Genomic DNA, 19,300 nt, shown 5'->3' with positions numbered 1-19,300 from the left:
TTGCCGGCCACCTTTTATTTGCTTGATGTGCTATTTAGGGAAGACGGTCCCTACCGTAAAGAGTGTTGAGAGTTTGTGTTGATTAATGAGGTTAATTGCCGCTTCAATATCAGGGGCAAAATAGCGGTCTTTATCATAATAAGACACTTGATCACGCAGTGTTTTGCGTGCTTTTTCGAGTGCTTCACTGGATTTTAACCCTTCACGGAAATCCATACCCTGACAAGCGGATAACCACTCTATTGCCAAGATACCCGTGACGTTTTTTGCCATCTCCCATAAGCGACGACCCGCTGCAGGTGCCATTGACACATGGTCTTCCTGATTTGCAGAAGTTGGCAAGCTATCAACGCTAGATGGGTGTGCTAATGCTTTGTTTTCGCTTGCTAATGCAGCGGCAGTCACCTGCGCAATCATAAAGCCCGAATTCACACCGCCATTATTGACAAGGAATGGCGGTAATTGGGACATATGTGTGTCCATTAATAATGCAATACGGCGTTCTGACAATGCACCTATTTCAGCCAGAGCAAGAGCAATATTATCTGATGCCATTGCCACAGGCTCTGCGTGGAAGTTCCCGCCTGAAATAATGTCGCCATTGTCAGTAAAGACCAGCGGGTTATCTGACACTGCATTCGATTCAATTAAAATCACTTCAGCTGCTTGGCGAATTTGCGTTAAACAAGCACCCATCACCTGCGGTTGGCAACGTAGTGAATATGGATCTTGCACTTTTACGCAATTTTCGTGGGATTTAGCTAATTCACTCGTTGGCGATAAAATTTCACGGAACATTGCTGCCACATCGATTTGCCCCTTTTGCCCACGAACTTCTTGTACACGTGGGTCAAATGGTTTACGTGAACCTAGCGTGGCTTCAACACTTAATGCACCGCAAACAATACCTGAAAGCAGGAGTTTTTCCGCTTCGAATAACCCTTTAAGCGCAAATGCAGTTGAGGTTTGCGTTCCATTTAATAATGCCAAACCTTCTTTGGCTTCTAACTTCAGTGGCGACAGGCCTGCTTTTTCCAGTGCTTTCTTCGCTGAAATCCATTTACCTTCAAAACGTGCTTTACCTTCGCCTAATAAAATCAAACTCATATGTGCTAAAGGCGCTAAATCTCCTGATGCCCCAACAGAACCCTTAGCTGGAATGAACGGATAAACTTGCGCATTCACTAATGCGATCAGCGCATTAATGACTTCAAGGCGGATACCTGAAAACCCTCTCGCTAAGCTATTGATCTTTAGAACCATAATCAAGCGAACCAGTTCATCATCAAGTGGTTCGCCAACACCTGCCGCATGGGACATCACAATAGAACGTTGTAATGACTGCAAATCTTTCGTGGCAATACGGGTGTTTGCAAGCAAGCCAAAACCTGTATTGATACCATATGCAGTTTTATCTTCCGCGATGATCTTATTGACGGTTGCAACGCTTTTCTCAATCGCAGCTTGTGCGCGTTTATCAAGGGAAACGGTCACTGTTTGTTGGAAAACAATACGTAGCTCATCGAGTGTCATTTTTCCTGGATGGATAGTTAACTTAGTCATTAATGGCACTCCTTAGCGAGTTTTAATCATAGGTAAATTAAGGTTTTTTTCTTTCGCACAATCAATTGCAATCTCATACCCTGCATCCGCATGGCGCATAACCCCTGTTGCAGGGTCATTGTGAAGCACACGCGCAATGCGTTCAGCCGCTTCATCGGTTCCGTCACACACAATGACGACACCTGAATGTTGTGAAAAGCCCATACCAACGCCACCACCATGGTGTAGTGAAACCCACGTAGCGCCACTAGCTGTATTCAATAATGCATTGAGTAATGGCCAATCTGATACGGCATCAGAGCCATCTTTCATGGATTCTGTTTCACGGTTTGGACTTGCGACAGAGCCTGAGTCTAAATGGTCGCGCCCAATGACTATGGGTGCGGAAACCTCACCACTTCTGACCATCTCATTGAATGCTAAGCCGAGTTTTGCTCTATCACCTAGCCCTACCCAGCAAATACGTGCAGGTAATCCTTGGAAGCTAATACGCTCACGCGCCATATCAAGCCAGCGGTGTAAATGTTTGTCATCTGGTAATAATTCTTTAACTTTGGCATCCGTTTTATAAATATCCTCAGGGTCACCTGATAAAGCTACCCAACGGAATGGGCCAATTCCACGGCAAAATAACGGGCGGATATACGCAGGAACAAAACCTGGGAAATCAAATGCATTTTCGACGCCCATCTCCAATGCCATTTGGCGAATATTATTGCCATAATCAAACGTTGGAATGCCTTGTTTTTTAAACGCTAACATCGCTTTGACGTGTTCAGCCATGGATTTTTTCGCAGCTAACGCAGTACCTTGTGGGTCTTTTACGCTTTGCTCTCTGTATTCATCCCACGTCATTCCAATCGGTAAATAGCCATTTAGTGGGTCATGAGCACTGGTTTGATCGGTCACCATATCAGGTTTCACACCTCGTTTAACCAGCTCAGGCAGAACTTCCGCGGCATTTGCACACAAAGCAATAGAAATGGCTTTACCTTGCGCGGTGTATTCTTTGATACGAGCAAGTGCGTCATCAAGATCAGTTGCTTGCTCGTCAACGTAGTGAGTTCTTAAACGAAAATCGATACGACTTTGTTGGCATTCAATATTGAGTGAACAGGCCCCTGCTAATGTGGCTGCTAATGGTTGAGCACCGCCCATTCCACCTAACCCAGCCGTTAACACCCAACGACCCGTTAAATCACCATTAAAATGTTGGCGTGCAGCTTCGACAAATGTTTCATAGGTCCCTTGCACAATTCCTTGACTGCCAATGTAAATCCAACTTCCCGCCGTCATTTGCCCATACATTGCTAAACCTTTCGCATCGAGCTCATTGAAATGCTCCCAATTTGCCCAGTGTGGTACTAAGTTTGAGTTAGCAATTAATACACGTGGTGCATTCGAATGCGTTTTAAATACGCCGACCGGCTTGCCTGATTGGACAAGCAGCGTTTCGTCATGTTCAAGTTGTTTTAATGATTCAATGATTTGGTCATAACATTGCCAATTACGTGCAGCGCGGCCAATTCCCCCATACACCACCAGTTCATGGGGGTTTTCAGCAACATCAGGGTCAAGGTTATTCATTAACATTCGCAGTGGCGCTTCCGTCAACCAACTTTTTGCCGTTAATGTATTTCCGTGCGGCGCTCTAATTTCTATATTTCTGTATTTATTATTCAGTGCAGTCACTTATATACCCTCTTTCATCGAATCATTGGATACCATTCATGTTTATATAGATATAGTTGTATATACATGTACGATCAATCCATTTTTTAACATAAAAATTAAAAAAATTTGATATAAAAAGGTTTTTTTATTTTATAAAACATTGAGATAAGTGTTTTGCGCTTTTTGTTAACGCTGTTTTTTTCTTCTAAATTTGCCTGCGCGATCACATTTATTTCACAACAAATTTACACTTTGTGGGTAGGGGATAAAAATGAAGAATTACGTTTAATGGATGGTAAACGGAAATTTGCGTTATACAAAATTCCGTTTATAAATTAACAAATTAAGAGGAAAAACTACCTTTAAGTTTATAGCGATTCCCAGGAAACAATAATTTAGTGCTAGTGACAATAAATGCTTGTGACCACGTACGTCGAGTAATCAATAAGCAGGATGCTCCAGTGTTGATTTGTAATAGCCTCGCTGAGCGTTCATCAGCCTCAACAGCTTCAACAATATGCTCACCTTGAGTCAATGGTGCCACTTGTGATAAATAATCATGGGGGGTAATCGATAAAAAATTCTGCTTAAGGTAATCAGGGGCGGCTAATGCATTCACATAACGGTCTTCGATTTGGACTGGCACATCATTTTCCATGTGAACAATAACCGAATGAAACACCAGAGTTTCAGGGGAAATATTAAGTTCACTGGCTAATGCTGTGGAAGCCTGTATTTCTTCTAATTTAATGATCCGACAGCTGTACTTATGGTTTCTCTCAATAATTTCAGCTTCAATACTGTGAATTTCAAATAATGCAGATTGCCCTTTCGGTTCAGCAACAAACGTCCCGACACCTTGTAAACGAACAAGCAACCCTTCTGCTGTTAATTCTCTTAAAGCACGATTAGCCGTCATTCGGCTACATTGAAATTGAGAAACAAGTTCAGATTCAGAAGGAATACGGTCATTTGTACGCCACTGTGCAGTGTGTATTTTTTCAATGATTGATTGTTTAACTTGCAAATAGAGTGGAACTGGCGTTCCTTGTTTATTTTTTTGTTCGGCTGTCACAGTTCATTCCAAATTAGTCATTAAAATCTTGAATGTGCGTATGCTATTTCAATCATCATTACGCAACACGGCCTGAGTGCTATCGGATATCGTCATCCTGACAGTCGCGAATAAAATTCATCATATTTAAAACACGTTAGTTGTGTAATTAAACAATAATGCTTGATAAAAAATAGAAAATAAAATACTGCCTGTATATAGTGACCACTTACACTATATACAGCAATAAGAACTTTATTAATTAATTATGGCGATTATCACGCCAATTTAAATGTCTTTTTTTATGCTAACGGTTATCAATATTATTGGTTATCATGTGTAATACGCCCTTGATAGACCCGCATGAGCATCGGATTACTCCCCTGCTCATATATCATTTCTACAGGCTCTTTAGCATTCCAAACAATAAAATCTGCGGCAAAACCAGCTTTTAACTGACCATGGGTATGTTCTTTGCCTAAGGCTTTTGCTGCATGGCGGGTCACTCCAGCCCAGATTTCCTCTGGCGTTAATTTAAATAATACCGCCGCCATGTTCATGATCAGACGTAATGATGCAAATGGGCTGGTTCCTGGGTTAAAATCTGTCGATATCGCTATTGGTACTTGGTGTTCACGTAATAAATCAATTGGTGGCAACTTCGTTTCTCGCAAAAAATAAAATGCACCAGGTAACAACACAGCGACTGTCCCACTTTCTTTGAGAGCTTTAATTCCAGCTAAATCTAAGTGCTCAATATGGTCAACCGATAGACCATGATAACGTGCAACCAACTCACTCCCGCCGAGATTAGATAATTGCTCAACATGCCCTTTCACCGGTATGCCTAATTGCTGGGCAGCGGCAAATAATTTCTCACTTTGCTTAAGAGAAAAACCAACGCTTTCACAAAACACATCAACAGCATCAAATAACCCCTTATTCCATAATTCGGGCATAATTTTTTGGCAAATAAGGTCAATATATTCGTCTGGCTTACCTTTAAATTCTGGCGGCACCGTATGAGCAGATAATAGCGTTGAAGAAATGGAAATAGGATATTCTGCAAGTAATTTTTTTGCGACCCTCAATTGTTTTTCTTCGTTTTGATAATCAAGCCCATAACCAGATTTCATTTCAATGCACGTCACACCTTCACGAATTAATGCTTCTAACCTTGGCTGTGCTTTTTCAAATAACGCTGTTTCGCTCATCTGCCTTGTAGCACGAACAGTTGAGTTAATTCCACCACCCTGTGCGCTTATAGTTTCATAAGAAACACCATTCATACGCTGCTCCCATTCAGAAGCGCGATCACCGCCAAAGACTAAATGAGTATGGCAATCAATCAAACCAGGAGTGATTAAATTCCCTTTTATATCAATAACCTGACATTGGTTTTGCTCAATTTCTTCTGGCGGTAAAATCGCAATAATTTGGTTATCACGAACGACAATGTCATGGTTTTCGATGAACCCATAAGGCTCAATCCGATCTGAATCCATTGTCGCGATACGACCATGACGCCAGATCACATCTTGTGGTAGCGTTTTAAATAACATCAGTTTTCCTATTGTCGTGGCAGGTTTATTTATTAGTTTGAAAAATAATGGTATAGATATGTATATACAATTAGACTAGTTACACACCATTTGTCAATCTCTGTGACTTAAAAGGTGGCAATTTTGTTATGTCACGCTAAAAAATGCTTTTGTCTCCATCCCACTTTAAAATAGGTTACACTAGAGACCAGAAAAATGACTCTATACATATTATTAAAATGACGAAAAATAAATTTGGACTAAAAGATGATGAAATTCATCTATTTAAAGAAGCAATACGCGGCGCAAAAAAAATTAATCAGGATCAAGTCCTGCATGCTCCTATGCGTATGAAAGTCACGCAACCTTCTGATAGAAAAGTGAAACAAGAACAAGTCGATGCATCTTTCTACTTTTCGGACGAATTTCAGCCGCAACTAGACAATGAAGGTCCAACTCGTTATTTAAAACCTGACTCTAACCCTTATGAACTAAAAAAATTACGTCGAGGGGACTATACGCCTGAGCTGTTCCTTGATTTGCACGGCTTGACCCAAATGGAAGCAAAGCAAGAAATCGGCGCATTGATAGCCGCTTGCAGGCGTGAAAATGTGTATTGTGCCTGCATCATGCATGGACATGGTAAACATATACTGAAGCAACAGACACCACTATGGCTTGCACAACATCCTGATATTATTGCATTTCACCAAGCACCTAAAGAATGGGGCGGCAATGCAGCTTTATTACTTTTGATTGAAACTGAAGAGAGCACTCGCCGTTAAGTGCTCTATTTACTGAGTGGTTTATTTAGCGAATAGCAACTGAGATGGGCTCAGCATCCATTCAACATCGCTTTTTTGATGAACCAAATCCAATTCAATACATGCAATCGTTGATGTTGTAAACATCGGCGGTTCTTTCTGCGGGCAAAGTTCTGACACCAAGTAGCCAACTAACGGTAAATGGGATACAACCAAAATCGCCTTTGCACCTGTCACTGCTAAGTCGCGTATATGGTCGGCAACAAATGCCGCATTTCCACCTGGCGTTAACTGGGCCAAAACTTCATTTTGCAATGGCAGTTTAAGGTGCTTACTCACTGTTTGTTCTGTTTGTAATGCTCTTAGATAGGGACTAACTAACACAGTGTCAATCACAATACCGCGGTTTTTCAACCATTCGGCCATTAATATTGACTCGTCTATTCCCTTTTGTGTTAAAGGCCTCTCAGCATCGCTTGCTGCATGTAACGCCGCATCGCCGTGACGCATAATATAAACTTGCATAATCCACCATCTGAGTAGCCAACTTACTCAAAGTGGCTATTCTTTTTGTTAAGATAATTGTTGTAAAAGTAACCATCAGTTGGGGCGAAAAATGATTCTGCATTAAATGGTCGACAATTAAAATGATTTAAATAACTTTTTATTGATTTTTTTAACGTGTTTTATCAAAACATAACTCCAATTAATTAAATCGTCCGATTAAAAAAGCCTGATAACTGAATAGACTCGTATTCAGCTCAGGCTTAATTTTTCTTTAAATTCAACTGTATCGCTAGCTTATCGCGTAATACCCTTTGACCTAGCCCTCTATCACTATTCTTACTGGCCAGCTGAATAAAACGTTTGTTTGTTCTCCGCCATTTGACACAATAAGTCACACGGCTGGAATTTATCACCATGGTGTACTGCAAGTGATTTTAGCGTCTCAACGGTTTTTGTAATACCAAAATTATCCATATACCTGAACGGACCGCCAAAAAATGGTGGGAAACCAATACCAAACACGGCACCAACATCGCCATCCCTTGCACTTCGAATAATTTTCTCATCGAGGCAACGAGCTGCTTCATTTAGCATCATCATCACACAACGCTGAGCGATATCCGTTTTACTTAATTTGTTGTCTGGTGTGATACCTATAAGGGAATAAATCGCTTTATCCACCTGTCGTTTCTTAGATTTTTTCCAAAACAGTAATTTAGGAGAGGAATGACCGTACTCATAAAAACCTTTACCGTTTTTCTTGCCTTTACGGTCATCTTTAACCACTTTATCTAGGATATCTGGTGCTTTGAATCTTTCTCCAAACCGTTCAACCAATATAGGTAAAATTTTGGTACCAACATCAATACCAACTTCATCAAGTAAATTAAACGGCCCTACAGGGAAGCCAAACTCAACCAATGCGCTATCAATATGATCAATAGACTCGCCTTCAATCAGGCACTGCGCTGCTTCGCATAAAAAAGGGGCAAGAATTCGATTAACATAAAAGCCCGCATCATCACCAACCACAATTGCCGTTTTACCCTGCCGCTTAGCGAATGCCACCACTGTAGCAATCGTTGTTTCATCCGTTTGTTTATGCGGAATAACTTCAACCAATGGCATTTTATCGACGGGACTGAAATAATGTAAACCAATGACACTCTCTGGATGTTGCGCATTGGCGGCTATCTGGTGAATAGGCAATGACGATGTATTTGATGCAAAAATAACATCCTTTCTTGTCATTTTTTCGACATCAGAAACCATCTTTCTTTTCAGGGCTAAATCTTCAAAAACAGCCTCAATAATGAGATCAGCGGTTTCTAACCCTTGATAATTCAATGTTCCTGATATTTTAGCCATTGTTGCAGCACGTTCGCGCGCCAATAATCGGCGTTTGCTAACTCGCTGGGTCAATAAGTCCCAACTATATTTCAAAGCCTGAGCAATGCCTTTTTCTGAAATATCTTTAATTCGAACAGACACTTTTCCTTGCGTTGCACTCACATATGCAATCCCACCACCCATTAACCCTCCACCTAGCACTCCTACTTGGTTAACGTTAAGTGGCTCAGCTTGTGCACCTGTTTCATTTTTCAACGTAGTAACAGCAAAGAATAAATTGCGTAATGCTGCTGACTCAGGAGACATCGCTAATTCACCAAATGCTTTGGCTTCTTCTGCAAACCCTGCAGATAGCCCTTTATTCATCCCCGTTTTTACCGCATAAATAATTTTTTCAGGTGCGGGGTAATGGCCTTTGGTTTTACTCAATACTTTTTGCTTTGCACCATTAAATACTTGGTTGCGAAGTAATTTACTGCTCAATAAACGTTGCTGCCAATGAATAGCTGGCCGTTGAATACCGCCTTTTTTAACCATTTTAACGGCGACATCTAATAAAATTGACTCAGGGACAACATCATCAACAAGGCCCAATTTAAGCGCTTGTTTGGCTTTTAACTGGCGTCCTGTTAGCATCAAATCCAATGCGTAAGGAATACCAATTAAACGTGGTAAGCGTTGTGTACCACCAGAGCCAGGTAATAAGCCTAATTGAACTTCAGGCAAGCCGAGGCGCGTTTTATCATTATTTGAGCAAACCCTTGCATGACATGCTAATGCCAATTCTAAACCGCCACCTAAACATGCCCCATGGATAGCGGCAATAATCGGTAATGGGTAATTATCGATTTTATCAAATAGTGTATGCCCTGATTTTGATAGCTCACTAGCTTGCGCCTTCGATTCACAATGCGCAATCATGCTAATATCGGCACCTGCAATAAAGTTATCTTTTTTGCCTGAAGCAATCACTAACCCTTTTAAGCCCGAAGTAGATTGTGCTTTTTGTAAGATGGCAAGAAATTGCTCTGCAAATTCAGCTTTCAGTGTATTGACCTTTTCATTTGGAACATCAATGAAAATTACCCCTACATTTTCATCATAAATTTCTAATGAGAAAGCTTGCGGTGCCTTATCCATCACCAATTCTGTAGTAGAATTTTGTGTCATTATTCCACCTCTAAAATCATAGCTGCACCCAAACCACCCGCTGCACAAGCGGTTGTTAAACCAAAGCCACCACCGCGACGGCGCAGTTCATTCAATGTTTGTGTCACCATTCTTGCGCCTGTGGCCGCAAAAGGGTGCCCATAAGCGATAGAACCGCCGAGAACATTAAATTTGTCCATATCTATTTCACCAATTGCGTGTTTTAAACCTAATTTTTCTTGTGCAAATTGGTGACTACCAAACATTTTAACGTTCGCCAATGTTTGAGCCGCGAAGGCTTCATGCATATCAATTAATGTGAGATCTTGTAAGGATAGCCCTGCACGTTTCAATGCGATAGGCGTTGCATAAGATGGCCCCAATAGCATATCTTCCCATACATCAATCGCGCTAAAAGCATAGCTACGAATATAACCTAGTGGGGTATAACCCAATGCTTTTGCCCTTGATTCTGTCATCATCAATACAGCGGCTGCACCGTCTGTTAGAGGCGTGCTATTCGCCGCGGTAACACTGCCGTGTTTGCGGTCAAATGCAGGTTTTAATTTAGCGTAAGAAGATAATACGGAGTTACCTCGTACATTGTTATCTTGCGAAAAGGCTTGCTTAAAAGGTGGCATATACGCCGTCATCACTTCATCGTTCAATAAACCACCTTCCCACGCTTTCGCCGCAAGAACGTGGGAACGATGCGCTAACTCATCTTGTTGTTCTCTCGTGATGTGATAGCTTTTCGCCATTTGCTCCGCGGTGTCCCCCATGCGAAGCCCTGTCGAGTATTCAGCCACTCCAGGCGCAACGGGCATTAAGTCTTTTAACCGTAATTTTGTGATAAGCGATAATTTTTGCCCAACCGACTTTGCCTTACTCAGTGCAAGTAATGTCGCCGCTAATTTTTTTGAAACGCCTATTGGTAAAACTGAAGAAGAGTCTGCCCCACCTGCAACCCCAACGGAAATATCCCCAACCATCATACTTTGAGCCACATTCACAATGGCTTGAAAGCTTGTCGCACACGCCCTTGAAACACTGTATGCATCCGTTGAAACGCTCATCCCTGTGCCAAGCACTATTTCCCGCGCAATATTAGGTGCTTCAGGCATTTGAACCACTTGGCCAAAGACAAGTTGTTCAATCAACTGATTATCTAAATCGCTACGAACTAATAATTCAGCGACAACCGCTTTGCCTAAATCCACAGCAGCAATGCCTTGATAGGCTGTTGACTGCTTTGCAAACGGCAAACGTAAGCCACTAACAATGGCAATGCGCTCTTTTGTTGAATATGTACTGTCACCATGGTGGGAATGTTGATTCATGGTCGCTCCTGCAAAAGCATAAATAAAAATTATTGTTTATTTTTTCACGATGGGCCGAAAGAGGTCTGACCTGTAATGATTGTTAACATAACTTTCACAATTATCAATTGCATTGACTAAAAAATGGGAGCGCGCACGCAAGTTGGTATAAAAATAGTGCTGAAAAGAAAAGGAATGGATTTAACAAATATAAAAAACCCTTCTATTACTTAGCGTCTAATAAAAGGTGCTATGACAATAGAAGGGTTCAATTAATGAATTCAAACGTTTGATTAACGAAGGCCTAACTGAAAAATCAGACTTTCTGCTTCACAGCTAAAACTAAATTCTGCGCTCAGTTCAACACCATCATTAACTTGTTTTAAAGTGTGGTTAATCGCACAGGGATCTGACTCAACAGACTTCGCTTTTTCTGTGAGCATCTTCAACATGGATTCCGCTTCACCTTGGGTGGCAAAAACATGCTGATACGACGCAGTACAGTCTTTATTATCCAGCACTGTGCCTACATCCACACAACAGCAAGCTGCTGTTTCATCCGCACTACAACGGTTAATCGCATCAGTCATTTTACTCTCCAAATAAACAAACTGTTAAGTGGCTATCATAACGCTGAAAAAGTGATAAAAACCAGTATGTATCAAAACTTATTGCTAATAATTAAACATAAGTTTGATCTTACCCCGTATTTGATTATTTATTGCTCCAAAATAGTCACCTAATGTTGCGATTTTGTTAAATACATCGCATTTTTGAAAACGAAGTCACAATAAATACAAAACAAGCTTGCAACATATCAGGTGGTCAGACCTATACTCTAGTAACTGGTCTGATTTGTCATGACGGCAATGGACCCTACAATTCTGCGCTTCTTGCGATAGAAGTCGCTTTATTTAAAATAAAACATAAGAGGGTTTTGGTCATGAGCCAGAAAAACCTGTTTTCGAAATCAGCTTTAGCAATAGCAGTGGCAATTGTATCTTCTAACACCGGCGCGGCGGGTTTCTTACTAAATGAATATTCTACATCCGCACTGGGACGCGCATTTTCGGGTGCTGGTGCGATGGGCGACAACGCAAGTGAAGGTAGCCGTAACCCTGCTGCGATGATGCTATTTGACCGACCATCTCTGTCTGTGGGTGCGGTGTATATTGACCCGACGGTTGATATTAAAGGTAAAGGTGGTTCTCCGCTTCATAGTAATACAACTGCAAATGATATTGCACCAAGTGCGGTTGTACCTAATGCCCACTTTATTTTCCCAATTAATGATAAATGGGCCGTTGGTACGTCAATGACAACAAACTTCGGCTTAGCGACAGATTTTAATAAAAATTACGCAGCGGGCCCTATTGGCGGAAAAACCGATTTAAAAACTGTTAACTTAAATTTAAGCGGCGCATACCGAGTTAATAACAACTTTAGTTTTGGCTTAGGCGTTAATGCTGTTTATGCCGATGCAGAAATTACTCGCCATGCTGGCGATCTAGGTGCATTAGCACCAATAATTAGCGGAGGAAAGCTTCCCGCTTTCCCGGCAAATACCACGATGGCTAAATTAACAGGTGATGACTGGGGTTATGGCTGGAATGCAGGTATTTTATATGAAATTAATGACGATAACCGTTTAAGCTTAAGCTACCGTTCAAAAGTTAAAGTCAAATTTGAAGATGGTAAGTATTCCAACGACATACCAAAATCAATTGCAGCATTAAATGGAACTGGCGGTGAAAAAATTGATGGTAAGCTCGACCTCAATTTACCTGATATCTGGGAATTTTCAGGTTATCACAAAGTCGCACCAAAATGGGCAATGCACTATAGCGTCTCTTATACGGGATGGAGCGAGTTTAAAGAGTTAACCGCTTACCGTAAACATGGAAGCAGTGACCCTCTATTCCACAAGCCAGAACATTTTAAAGATGCATGGCGTTTAGCCCTCGGTACGACCTATTTCTATGATGATAACTGGACGTTCCGCACTGGTATTGCCTATGATGAAAGTCCAGTTCGTTCTGAATACCGCTCAATTTCGATTCCTGACCAAGACCGTTACTGGTTAAGTGCGGGTACGACCTATGCATTTAATGAAAACGCGTCTGTTGATGTTGGTATTTCTTATATGCACGGTAAAAAAGTGAATATCAGTGAAAAATTAATTGAAGGCCAAGCAAATTCACCGGTTTATAATTTCAAATCTGAAGGCTCCGCTTGGTTATATGGTGTGAACTTTAACTACGCATTCTAATCAATCGAATGCTTAACTATCGGGGAGGCAACTCCCTGATAGCCCTACTATCCCACTATTCAAAAAAACATTCCTATCATAAATTTATCTTGACACCTTACCACTCATATATGTAAATTAATTGTTAACTAAATAATTTGCATGGCAACAACTCTCTTTACATTATAAATTTAGCCTTATACGCTTTTTTAAGATAATTCCTTTTATATTTCATTAGATTACATTTCTTTCTCTGAATGTTCTTATTTGCAAGCACAATCTATACATGTATTTTAGAATACAGATACACAAAAAATACGTATCCATTCATCAAACTGTATTATTAATGCGATACATTCGCAGTAAAAGTACAAAAGAGGCCACAATGACAAAAACGTAGGGGGTTTTATGGGAACATTATTTACAGTCGGATTTATTGGGGTGTTAGGGGTAATAGCCTTGATTGACACCATTACCCAACGAGGAAAGCGAGACAATGACTAGCTGTGAATTTATCACTCTCACGTTTTAATACAGACAAGAGAGTGATAAACCTTCCTGATTCAATTCACTAAATTAATCAATCGAATCAAGATCCCCTTCAATCGCCGCCGCATTTGGGTTTTCAGTTGCTTTCAATACGCCGCCATTTGATAAGAAATCATTCCGTTGGAAGTAAGCTTCACGCATCATCAGGTATGGGTCTGACGAGTTTTTAAGTAAACCATCGGAATCCAGCAGACGAGCCCTTGTTTCTATCCCTTCAAGTGCCCATTTACCGGCAGACATCCAGAATGTCAGGTAACTCAACATTGGGTATAAACCATCCGCTAAATCCCCACCTTCCTCACGTGGTGTCGCACTCCCATATCCGGGTAAAACAACATATGGGCCATAACCGACATCATAATAACCAAGCGTATTACCAAAACGTTTAGGATCATCTTTCGCTAGCTGTGGGTTAGCCATTGTTGCCACATCAATCAAGCCCCCCATGCCAAAGACTGTATTGAGGAAGAAACGATTAAAATGCTTAAATCCTTGAGTCACTTCGCCACGCAAGAAACTGTTCAGCATACTTGCAGGTTCTTCAAGGTTAACAAAGAAGTTGGATAAGCCATTACGCGCAGGCATAGGAACATAATCATTCCAAGCAACAGCAACCGGTCTTAGGACATAAGGGTCTAAAACATTGTAGTTGAAATTAAACATTGCCCGGTTAAAACCCTCTAATGGGTCTGAACGTTCATGCGTATCTGGGTCGATATTACTTGCACAACCTGCAATTAACACGCCCGCTAGAAACACGCTAGTCATGCGAAACTTCATAACACCCTCTCCATTCCTTGCACCGTTCTGCTATGGTACTTTCCAAGATATTCACGAATTTGATAATAATAAGGTGAAAAAATTATTTTTTTTAACCGTTTTGAGTGATTATACAGATGAATTTTTAATTATACCCTAGCTAATCATGTCATTATTATAAGAATTATGATCAATTAGCGCAAAAACCATTACTTTCTATTTCCGTAGAAATAAGAAAGCAATGACTAGACCTAAAAAATCATCAAATGAAAGAGCAAGCCACAAAACCTTGCTCTTTCCCACAATTATTTTTTAGATTCAACCAGTATCTTGATGGCTAGCCCTGCCAAAACGGTCCCCATTAGCCACCGTTGAATTAACTGCCATGTTGGACGGCGTGTCAGTAATAATGAAATAGTCCCCGCCGCAATCACGATTAGCCCATTAATTGTTAGGCTAATCAATATTTGGGTTGTTCCTAATATCATTGATTGCACTAACACACTGCCGTGACCTGGTGCAATAAATTGCGGCAGTAGAGATAAATACATAATCGCGATTTTAGGGTTAGCAATATTCGTTAAAAAACCCATCATAAAAAGTTTTCTAGGACTATCGATATCCAATGTTTGAAGTTGAAAAGCTGAACGGCCATTTGGTTTAACAGCCTGCCACGCCAAATAGAGTAAGTACATTGCCCCTGCAACCCTCAACACATCATACGCATAAGGAATTGCAAAAATAAAAGCTGTAATACCAAAAGCAGCACATAACATATAAAAAACAAATCCGAGCGCAACACCCGCAAGTGAAATAAACCCAGCTTGTCGACCCTGGCAAATAGACCGAGAAATTAAATAAATCATATTCGGTCCAGGTGTTAATACCATACCAAGGGCAATTAAACCGAAAGCAAATAACGTACTGATTTCTGGCATTTTTACTCCAAAATTCAATATTGACTGATAATTAAGCTAGCTTTGCACTTAACATCTTTTTATGAAAATGTTGGGATTGTGTTAATATTTATAGGGGTTTCGATTATACACACAGCAAAATAAAACCAGCAACTGGAATAATTGTTAGATAAAACCAAGGCGAAAAAACAGACAAAAAAGTGTTCTTTTCAATAAATTGAATTAATTCCGCGTAACAACTTGATTCCATTGGATGTGAACAGTAAAATGCAAACCCTGCTTAGCAATAAGCTCAAAGTCCCCTTAGTTAAATGGATATAACGAGCCCCTCCTAAGGGCTAGTTGCAGGTTCGATTCCTGCAGGGGACACCAGTATAAACTAAACCAAGCTATTCCTACCTAAACAAAAATCTCACAAAAAAATCATAGCAACTATCCATACTATCCCGAACTAAACAAAGCTAAACAGGCATGAATACATGGGTAATAGGACGTTAGCCTTTAATTGATAGCTATTGATATTTGACTTATGTATATTGTTAATCACTTAATTATATGGATGTATGCATCGTCATGGCTGAACTGATTATTTATGAAATTATATTGGGAATTGCAGTATTTTTTTGTTTTTGGAATATAGGCAGAACCAATACTTTCTGGTCTTTTATTCGAGTTATCGCTGGTATATGCCTTATAGTCATCATGTGCATGCTTGGTATGATCATAGCGTACGTTGCATCATAGTAATCATCTGCCTAACTTAAACATTGGGATATATGTAGTGACATTCACCGTTATTTATCTTTTATTTGCTGCCTTTTTACTCCTGTGGCTTGCTTATTGGAGCTTTTCAGCACTATTTCCAAAATCACCACCGAGTAGTGTTTTCTGCCTTTTTGCTAGAACAATCATTGGTGTGGTCTTGGTCTTATCAGCTATCTATGTAACTCTTGTCGCTTTCACAATCACTATCTAGCCTAATGTTGCTGTCAGGGATCAATGTGAAAAATATAGCGTGAAAATTAACTCATTGAATAACAGAGAGTAGAAAAATCCTATTTTTTATCTAACCATTTTTATCATGAATAGAACCTTCTATTATCAATTCTACTGCACGTATTTACTGGATAAACCATCAATGAGAAAATTTGTCATTCTTCTTTTTTTGCCTCTTTTGCTTTTAGCTTGCACAAAAGAAAAGCCATCTTTAGTCATTATATCTGGAATAAGTAAAGCTGAAGTCATTCATATTGAAGGAACCCCCATGAGTTCAGCCAAGCAAGACCAGTATGATTTATTGTTTTATGCCGACCAGTTATTACCTGATCAACCAGATCAGAAAGCTGACCGAATATTTATCTTTGTGGATAATAGATTGATGGAATACTCAACAATGAACATTCGGTCAGTTCATGATAAAAGTTCAGAGGTAAGATTAAATGCAAAACAAAGTCTAGCCTGCTGGATAAATCAATTAAATCTACCCGTTAACCCATCCGCAACCGCAAATCAAAATACAAAAACACATAGCACTGATTGTTTTTCTGAACATTACAATCAATAGCGCTATTCATTTTTCTTTAAATTTAACTTAGTTAGGTAGTGACGTTGCATACCTGTTTGCGGAAAATCGGGTAGTGACATTTGCTGGATATAACCTAATTTTTGGTAAAATGGTAAAGCTTGAAAGCTAAAAGTGTCGACCAAAGCATGAATACAGCCTAATTTTATCGCTTCTTGCTCAGCGGTCTCCATTAATTTACGCCCTAGCCCAGCTTCTCTCACTGTTTCGTTTACCCATAAATAATCAATACACAGCCAATTCGCTTTTACTTCCGCAATTAACCCACCCTGCATCACACCTGCGCCATCTTTGAAATAAATGCCTAACTGACCAAAACGAGAAGCATCTAAATACTGGACATTAAAACTACGGAGCCCAGCCAGTAGTTCAGCCTTATCCTCTTGAGTGATGTTATGAGCAATAATAATATTCATATTTAAGCCATATAAGGTTCGATTATACATATTTGTATTTCAAACATATTTATTTAATGAAGTAAATAGGCGGGCAAGATCTTTAGTGAAAAAGAAATAAAGAATGCAAAGGCTCATTAAAAAACATCGGTTTCTAATATTTGTGCAATTAAATCAGCAACAGATAGTACTAAAGACGATTTGACCATTTGCTGATAGCGCTGTTTTTGCAAATCAATTAGCTGTTTGTCAACCATATCTTCGGGCTGATCAAAGCGCATCATTTCAGGTAATGGCCCCATGCAGTGCAACATTTTAATACTGCCGATTATTTCATCATCAATATAATCTAATTTTAATTCTTGGTATGCTAGAGAATCATTTAATGCTAGAAATAATTCAATATCTTCATAGGTTTCACGCGTTATGGCCCCCAAAGCAAATAACAGTTTCAAACGCACAGATAAATCACCTAATGGACCATTACCTGTCAAAAGAGGTTCAACGGCATATTTTACAGCATAATCATCCTTTCTAAATACTTTTAACATCAATTTATCAATTGCTTGTGAAATCAGCAAAATAACCTCTTGAACAAATAAATGTACTTCAGGCCGTTGATTTAGCCGCTCAAGGATTTGATTTTCAATGTCTTGTTTATTTTCCATAATAATTTCTTTTGTCACTTTATGGCCACCCGCTTAATATTTATTCGCTAATAACCATAAAGTGATTGAACCTCACTAATTAACTCATTATCCGTAATATTACTCGTTGCTCTACTTTATCAGTTCATACTGCGCACAAATTTTATCAATAATGACAGGATGTTGTTCTAGTCCACTCAATTCAACTACAGTTTGATAAATGCCTTTATTTTCAATCAAAGCAGCCATCTCAACAGATTGAGAGTCGCTAGAACATCTAAAATGAAGCGCAGCTGCAATACCAATTATCAGATTATTATTAGGTAATTGGTACTCAAACGTCCCTAGTAACGGTTTAATCAACCTATCTTCTGGACTGAGTTTACGGATAGGCTGACGCCCTACTCGATTGACATCATCTTTTAAATAAGGGTTAGCAAACCGACTTAATATTTTTTCAATATATTGCTGGTGCTTGTCTGCATTAAATCCATACCGTTGAATTAAAACTTGCCCACTTTCTTCCATCGCAGCTTTTACAATAGCGTAAACTTTAGGATCATTAATGGCATCACTGATTGTTTGGTGACCATATATTTGACCTAGATATGCAGTAATCGCATGACCTGTATTTAACGTAAATAGTTTACGTTCTACAAATGCCATTAAATTATCCGTTAGCTCCATTCCATCAATGGACGGAATATTGCCAATAAATTGCGTTTTGTCGACAATCCATTCACTGAATGATTCTACTGTTACCGAAAGCGGGTCATCATTTGCTGCATCCATGGGAGGAACAATACGGTCAACAGCAGAGTCAACAAAACCAACATGCTGTTCAACCCATCCATGTATTTCAATAGGCAATTGCGCGAGAACATGCCGCTTTAATTGGCTTGTTCCTCTTACCATATTTTCACACGCAATTATATTGAGTGGGTTTTGGTTATTTAATTTATTTCTTAACGTGATTCCTTGCGCTAAAGTCCCTGCTATTTTTTCGAGAATTTGCGGGCCTACTGCGGTCGTCACCATATCCGCAGTAGCAATATATTCAATTGTCTTTGGATCATTAGAATTAATTGCATGCACATGTTGCACTTTTTCAATACGGCTTTCTTGACCAACAACATGAACCTGATATGACTGTTGATGCTCTAATTGATCGATTAAAGGTTGGTTAACATCGGTGAATGTGAGCTGTGAATTCGCATCTGCGAGTAATTTACCAATAAAACCACGACCAATATTACCTGCACCAAAATGAATGACTTTCATT

General features: G+C 39.8%; 16 protein-coding genes and 1 tRNA gene. 4 read left to right on the top strand and 13 right to left on the bottom strand.

Annotated features, from left to right (window positions below):
* Nucleotides 1-30 precede the first annotated feature (30 nt).
* The 4 genes from hutH to hutI form a co-directional block, all read right to left on the bottom strand.
* Nucleotides 31-1,563: a histidine ammonia-lyase gene (gene hutH / locus J6836_RS04265; RefSeq protein ID WP_219247128.1), complete on the bottom strand. Its 1,533-nt coding sequence runs from the start codon at nt 1,561-1,563 to the stop codon at nt 31-33.
* Nucleotides 1,564-1,575: 12 nt separating this feature from the next.
* Nucleotides 1,576-3,255, bottom strand: a complete 1,680-nt coding sequence (gene hutU, locus J6836_RS04260) for a urocanate hydratase (RefSeq protein ID WP_219247126.1) — start codon at nt 3,253-3,255, stop codon at nt 1,576-1,578.
* 325 nt (nt 3,256-3,580) lie between these two features.
* The gene (gene hutC / locus J6836_RS04255; RefSeq protein ID WP_219247124.1) at nt 3,581-4,312 is read right to left on the bottom strand and encodes a histidine utilization repressor; all 732 of its coding nucleotides are present in this window, start codon (nt 4,310-4,312) and stop codon (nt 3,581-3,583) included.
* Between the two features lie 302 nt (nt 4,313-4,614).
* Nucleotides 4,615-5,853 (bottom strand): imidazolonepropionase, encoded by a 1,239-nt coding sequence (gene hutI / locus J6836_RS04250; protein WP_219247122.1) that lies wholly within the window; start codon nt 5,851-5,853, stop codon nt 4,615-4,617.
* Nucleotides 5,854-6,071: 218 nt separating this feature from the next.
* Here hutI and smrB point away from each other — a divergent pair, with 218 nt between their 5' ends.
* The gene (smrB, locus tag J6836_RS04245; protein ID WP_219247121.1) at nt 6,072-6,617 is read left to right on the top strand and encodes an endonuclease SmrB; all 546 of its coding nucleotides are present in this window, start codon (nt 6,072-6,074) and stop codon (nt 6,615-6,617) included.
* Nucleotides 6,618-6,638: 21 nt separating this feature from the next.
* Here smrB and sixA read toward each other — a convergent pair whose 3' ends face one another.
* The 4 genes from sixA to J6836_RS04225 all read right to left on the bottom strand — a co-directional run bounded on the left by sixA (nt 6,639) and on the right by J6836_RS04225 (nt 11,511).
* Nucleotides 6,639-7,121, bottom strand: a complete 483-nt coding sequence (gene sixA, locus J6836_RS04240) for a phosphohistidine phosphatase SixA (RefSeq protein WP_219247120.1) — start codon at nt 7,119-7,121, stop codon at nt 6,639-6,641.
* A 318-nt stretch (nt 7,122-7,439) separates the two neighbouring features.
* On the bottom strand, nt 7,440-9,623 hold the full coding sequence (fadJ, locus tag J6836_RS04235) for a fatty acid oxidation complex subunit alpha FadJ (protein WP_219247119.1): 2,184 nt from the start codon (nt 9,621-9,623) through the stop codon (nt 7,440-7,442).
* Nucleotides 9,623-10,942 carry an acetyl-CoA C-acyltransferase FadI gene (fadI, locus tag J6836_RS04230; RefSeq protein WP_219247118.1) on the bottom strand — a complete coding sequence of 440 codons (1,320 nt, stop codon included), beginning with the start codon at nt 10,940-10,942 and terminating at the stop codon, nt 9,623-9,625. Before fadI ends, fadJ begins: the two co-directional genes overlap by 1 nt.
* 272 nt (nt 10,943-11,214) lie before the next feature.
* Nucleotides 11,215-11,511: a YfcZ/YiiS family protein gene (locus J6836_RS04225; protein WP_219247115.1), complete on the bottom strand. Its 297-nt coding sequence runs from the start codon at nt 11,509-11,511 to the stop codon at nt 11,215-11,217.
* A gap of 353 nt (nt 11,512-11,864) precedes the next feature.
* Here J6836_RS04225 and fadL point away from each other — a divergent pair, with 353 nt between their 5' ends.
* Complete coding sequence (fadL, locus tag J6836_RS04220; RefSeq protein WP_219247113.1) at nt 11,865-13,190, top strand: long-chain fatty acid transporter FadL; 1,326 nt, start codon at nt 11,865-11,867, stop codon at nt 13,188-13,190.
* A 555-nt stretch (nt 13,191-13,745) separates the two neighbouring features.
* Here the strand turns inward: fadL and mlaA are convergent.
* Nucleotides 13,746-14,498: a phospholipid-binding lipoprotein MlaA gene (gene mlaA, locus J6836_RS04215; RefSeq protein ID WP_219247111.1), complete on the bottom strand. Its 753-nt coding sequence runs from the start codon at nt 14,496-14,498 to the stop codon at nt 13,746-13,748.
* A 284-nt stretch (nt 14,499-14,782) separates the two neighbouring features.
* Nucleotides 14,783-15,415: a LysE family translocator gene (locus tag J6836_RS04210; RefSeq protein ID WP_219247110.1), complete on the bottom strand. Its 633-nt coding sequence runs from the start codon at nt 15,413-15,415 to the stop codon at nt 14,783-14,785.
* Nucleotides 15,416-15,691: 276 nt separating this feature from the next.
* Between J6836_RS04210 and J6836_RS04205 the strand changes: the two genes are divergently transcribed.
* Nucleotides 15,692-15,766: transfer RNA gene (locus J6836_RS04205), tRNA-Arg, on the top strand.
* A gap of 766 nt (nt 15,767-16,532) precedes the next feature.
* The gene (locus J6836_RS04200) at nt 16,533-16,958 is read left to right on the top strand and encodes a hypothetical protein (RefSeq protein ID WP_219247107.1); all 426 of its coding nucleotides are present in this window, start codon (nt 16,533-16,535) and stop codon (nt 16,956-16,958) included.
* Between the two features lie 2 nt (nt 16,959-16,960).
* Here the strand turns inward: J6836_RS04200 and J6836_RS04195 are convergent, their stop codons facing one another.
* The 3 genes from J6836_RS04195 to J6836_RS04185 all read right to left on the bottom strand — a co-directional run bounded on the left by J6836_RS04195 (nt 16,961) and on the right by J6836_RS04185 (nt 19,299).
* The gene (locus J6836_RS04195) at nt 16,961-17,392 is read right to left on the bottom strand and encodes a GNAT family N-acetyltransferase (RefSeq protein ID WP_219247106.1); all 432 of its coding nucleotides are present in this window, start codon (nt 17,390-17,392) and stop codon (nt 16,961-16,963) included.
* Between the two features lie 116 nt (nt 17,393-17,508).
* On the bottom strand, nt 17,509-18,057 hold the full coding sequence (locus J6836_RS04190) for an MltR family transcriptional regulator (protein WP_255586320.1): 549 nt from the start codon (nt 18,055-18,057) through the stop codon (nt 17,509-17,511).
* A 93-nt stretch (nt 18,058-18,150) separates the two neighbouring features.
* Nucleotides 18,151-19,299 carry a mannitol-1-phosphate 5-dehydrogenase gene (locus J6836_RS04185; protein WP_219247104.1) on the bottom strand — a complete coding sequence of 383 codons (1,149 nt, stop codon included), beginning with the start codon at nt 19,297-19,299 and terminating at the stop codon, nt 18,151-18,153.
* Between the last annotated feature and the right edge of the window lies 1 nt (nt 19,300).

The organism is Providencia sp. R33, assembly GCF_019343475.1.
Taxonomy (GTDB): domain Bacteria; phylum Pseudomonadota; class Gammaproteobacteria; order Enterobacterales; family Enterobacteriaceae; genus Providencia.
This window is presented reverse-complemented; position numbering and strand designations above follow the sequence as displayed.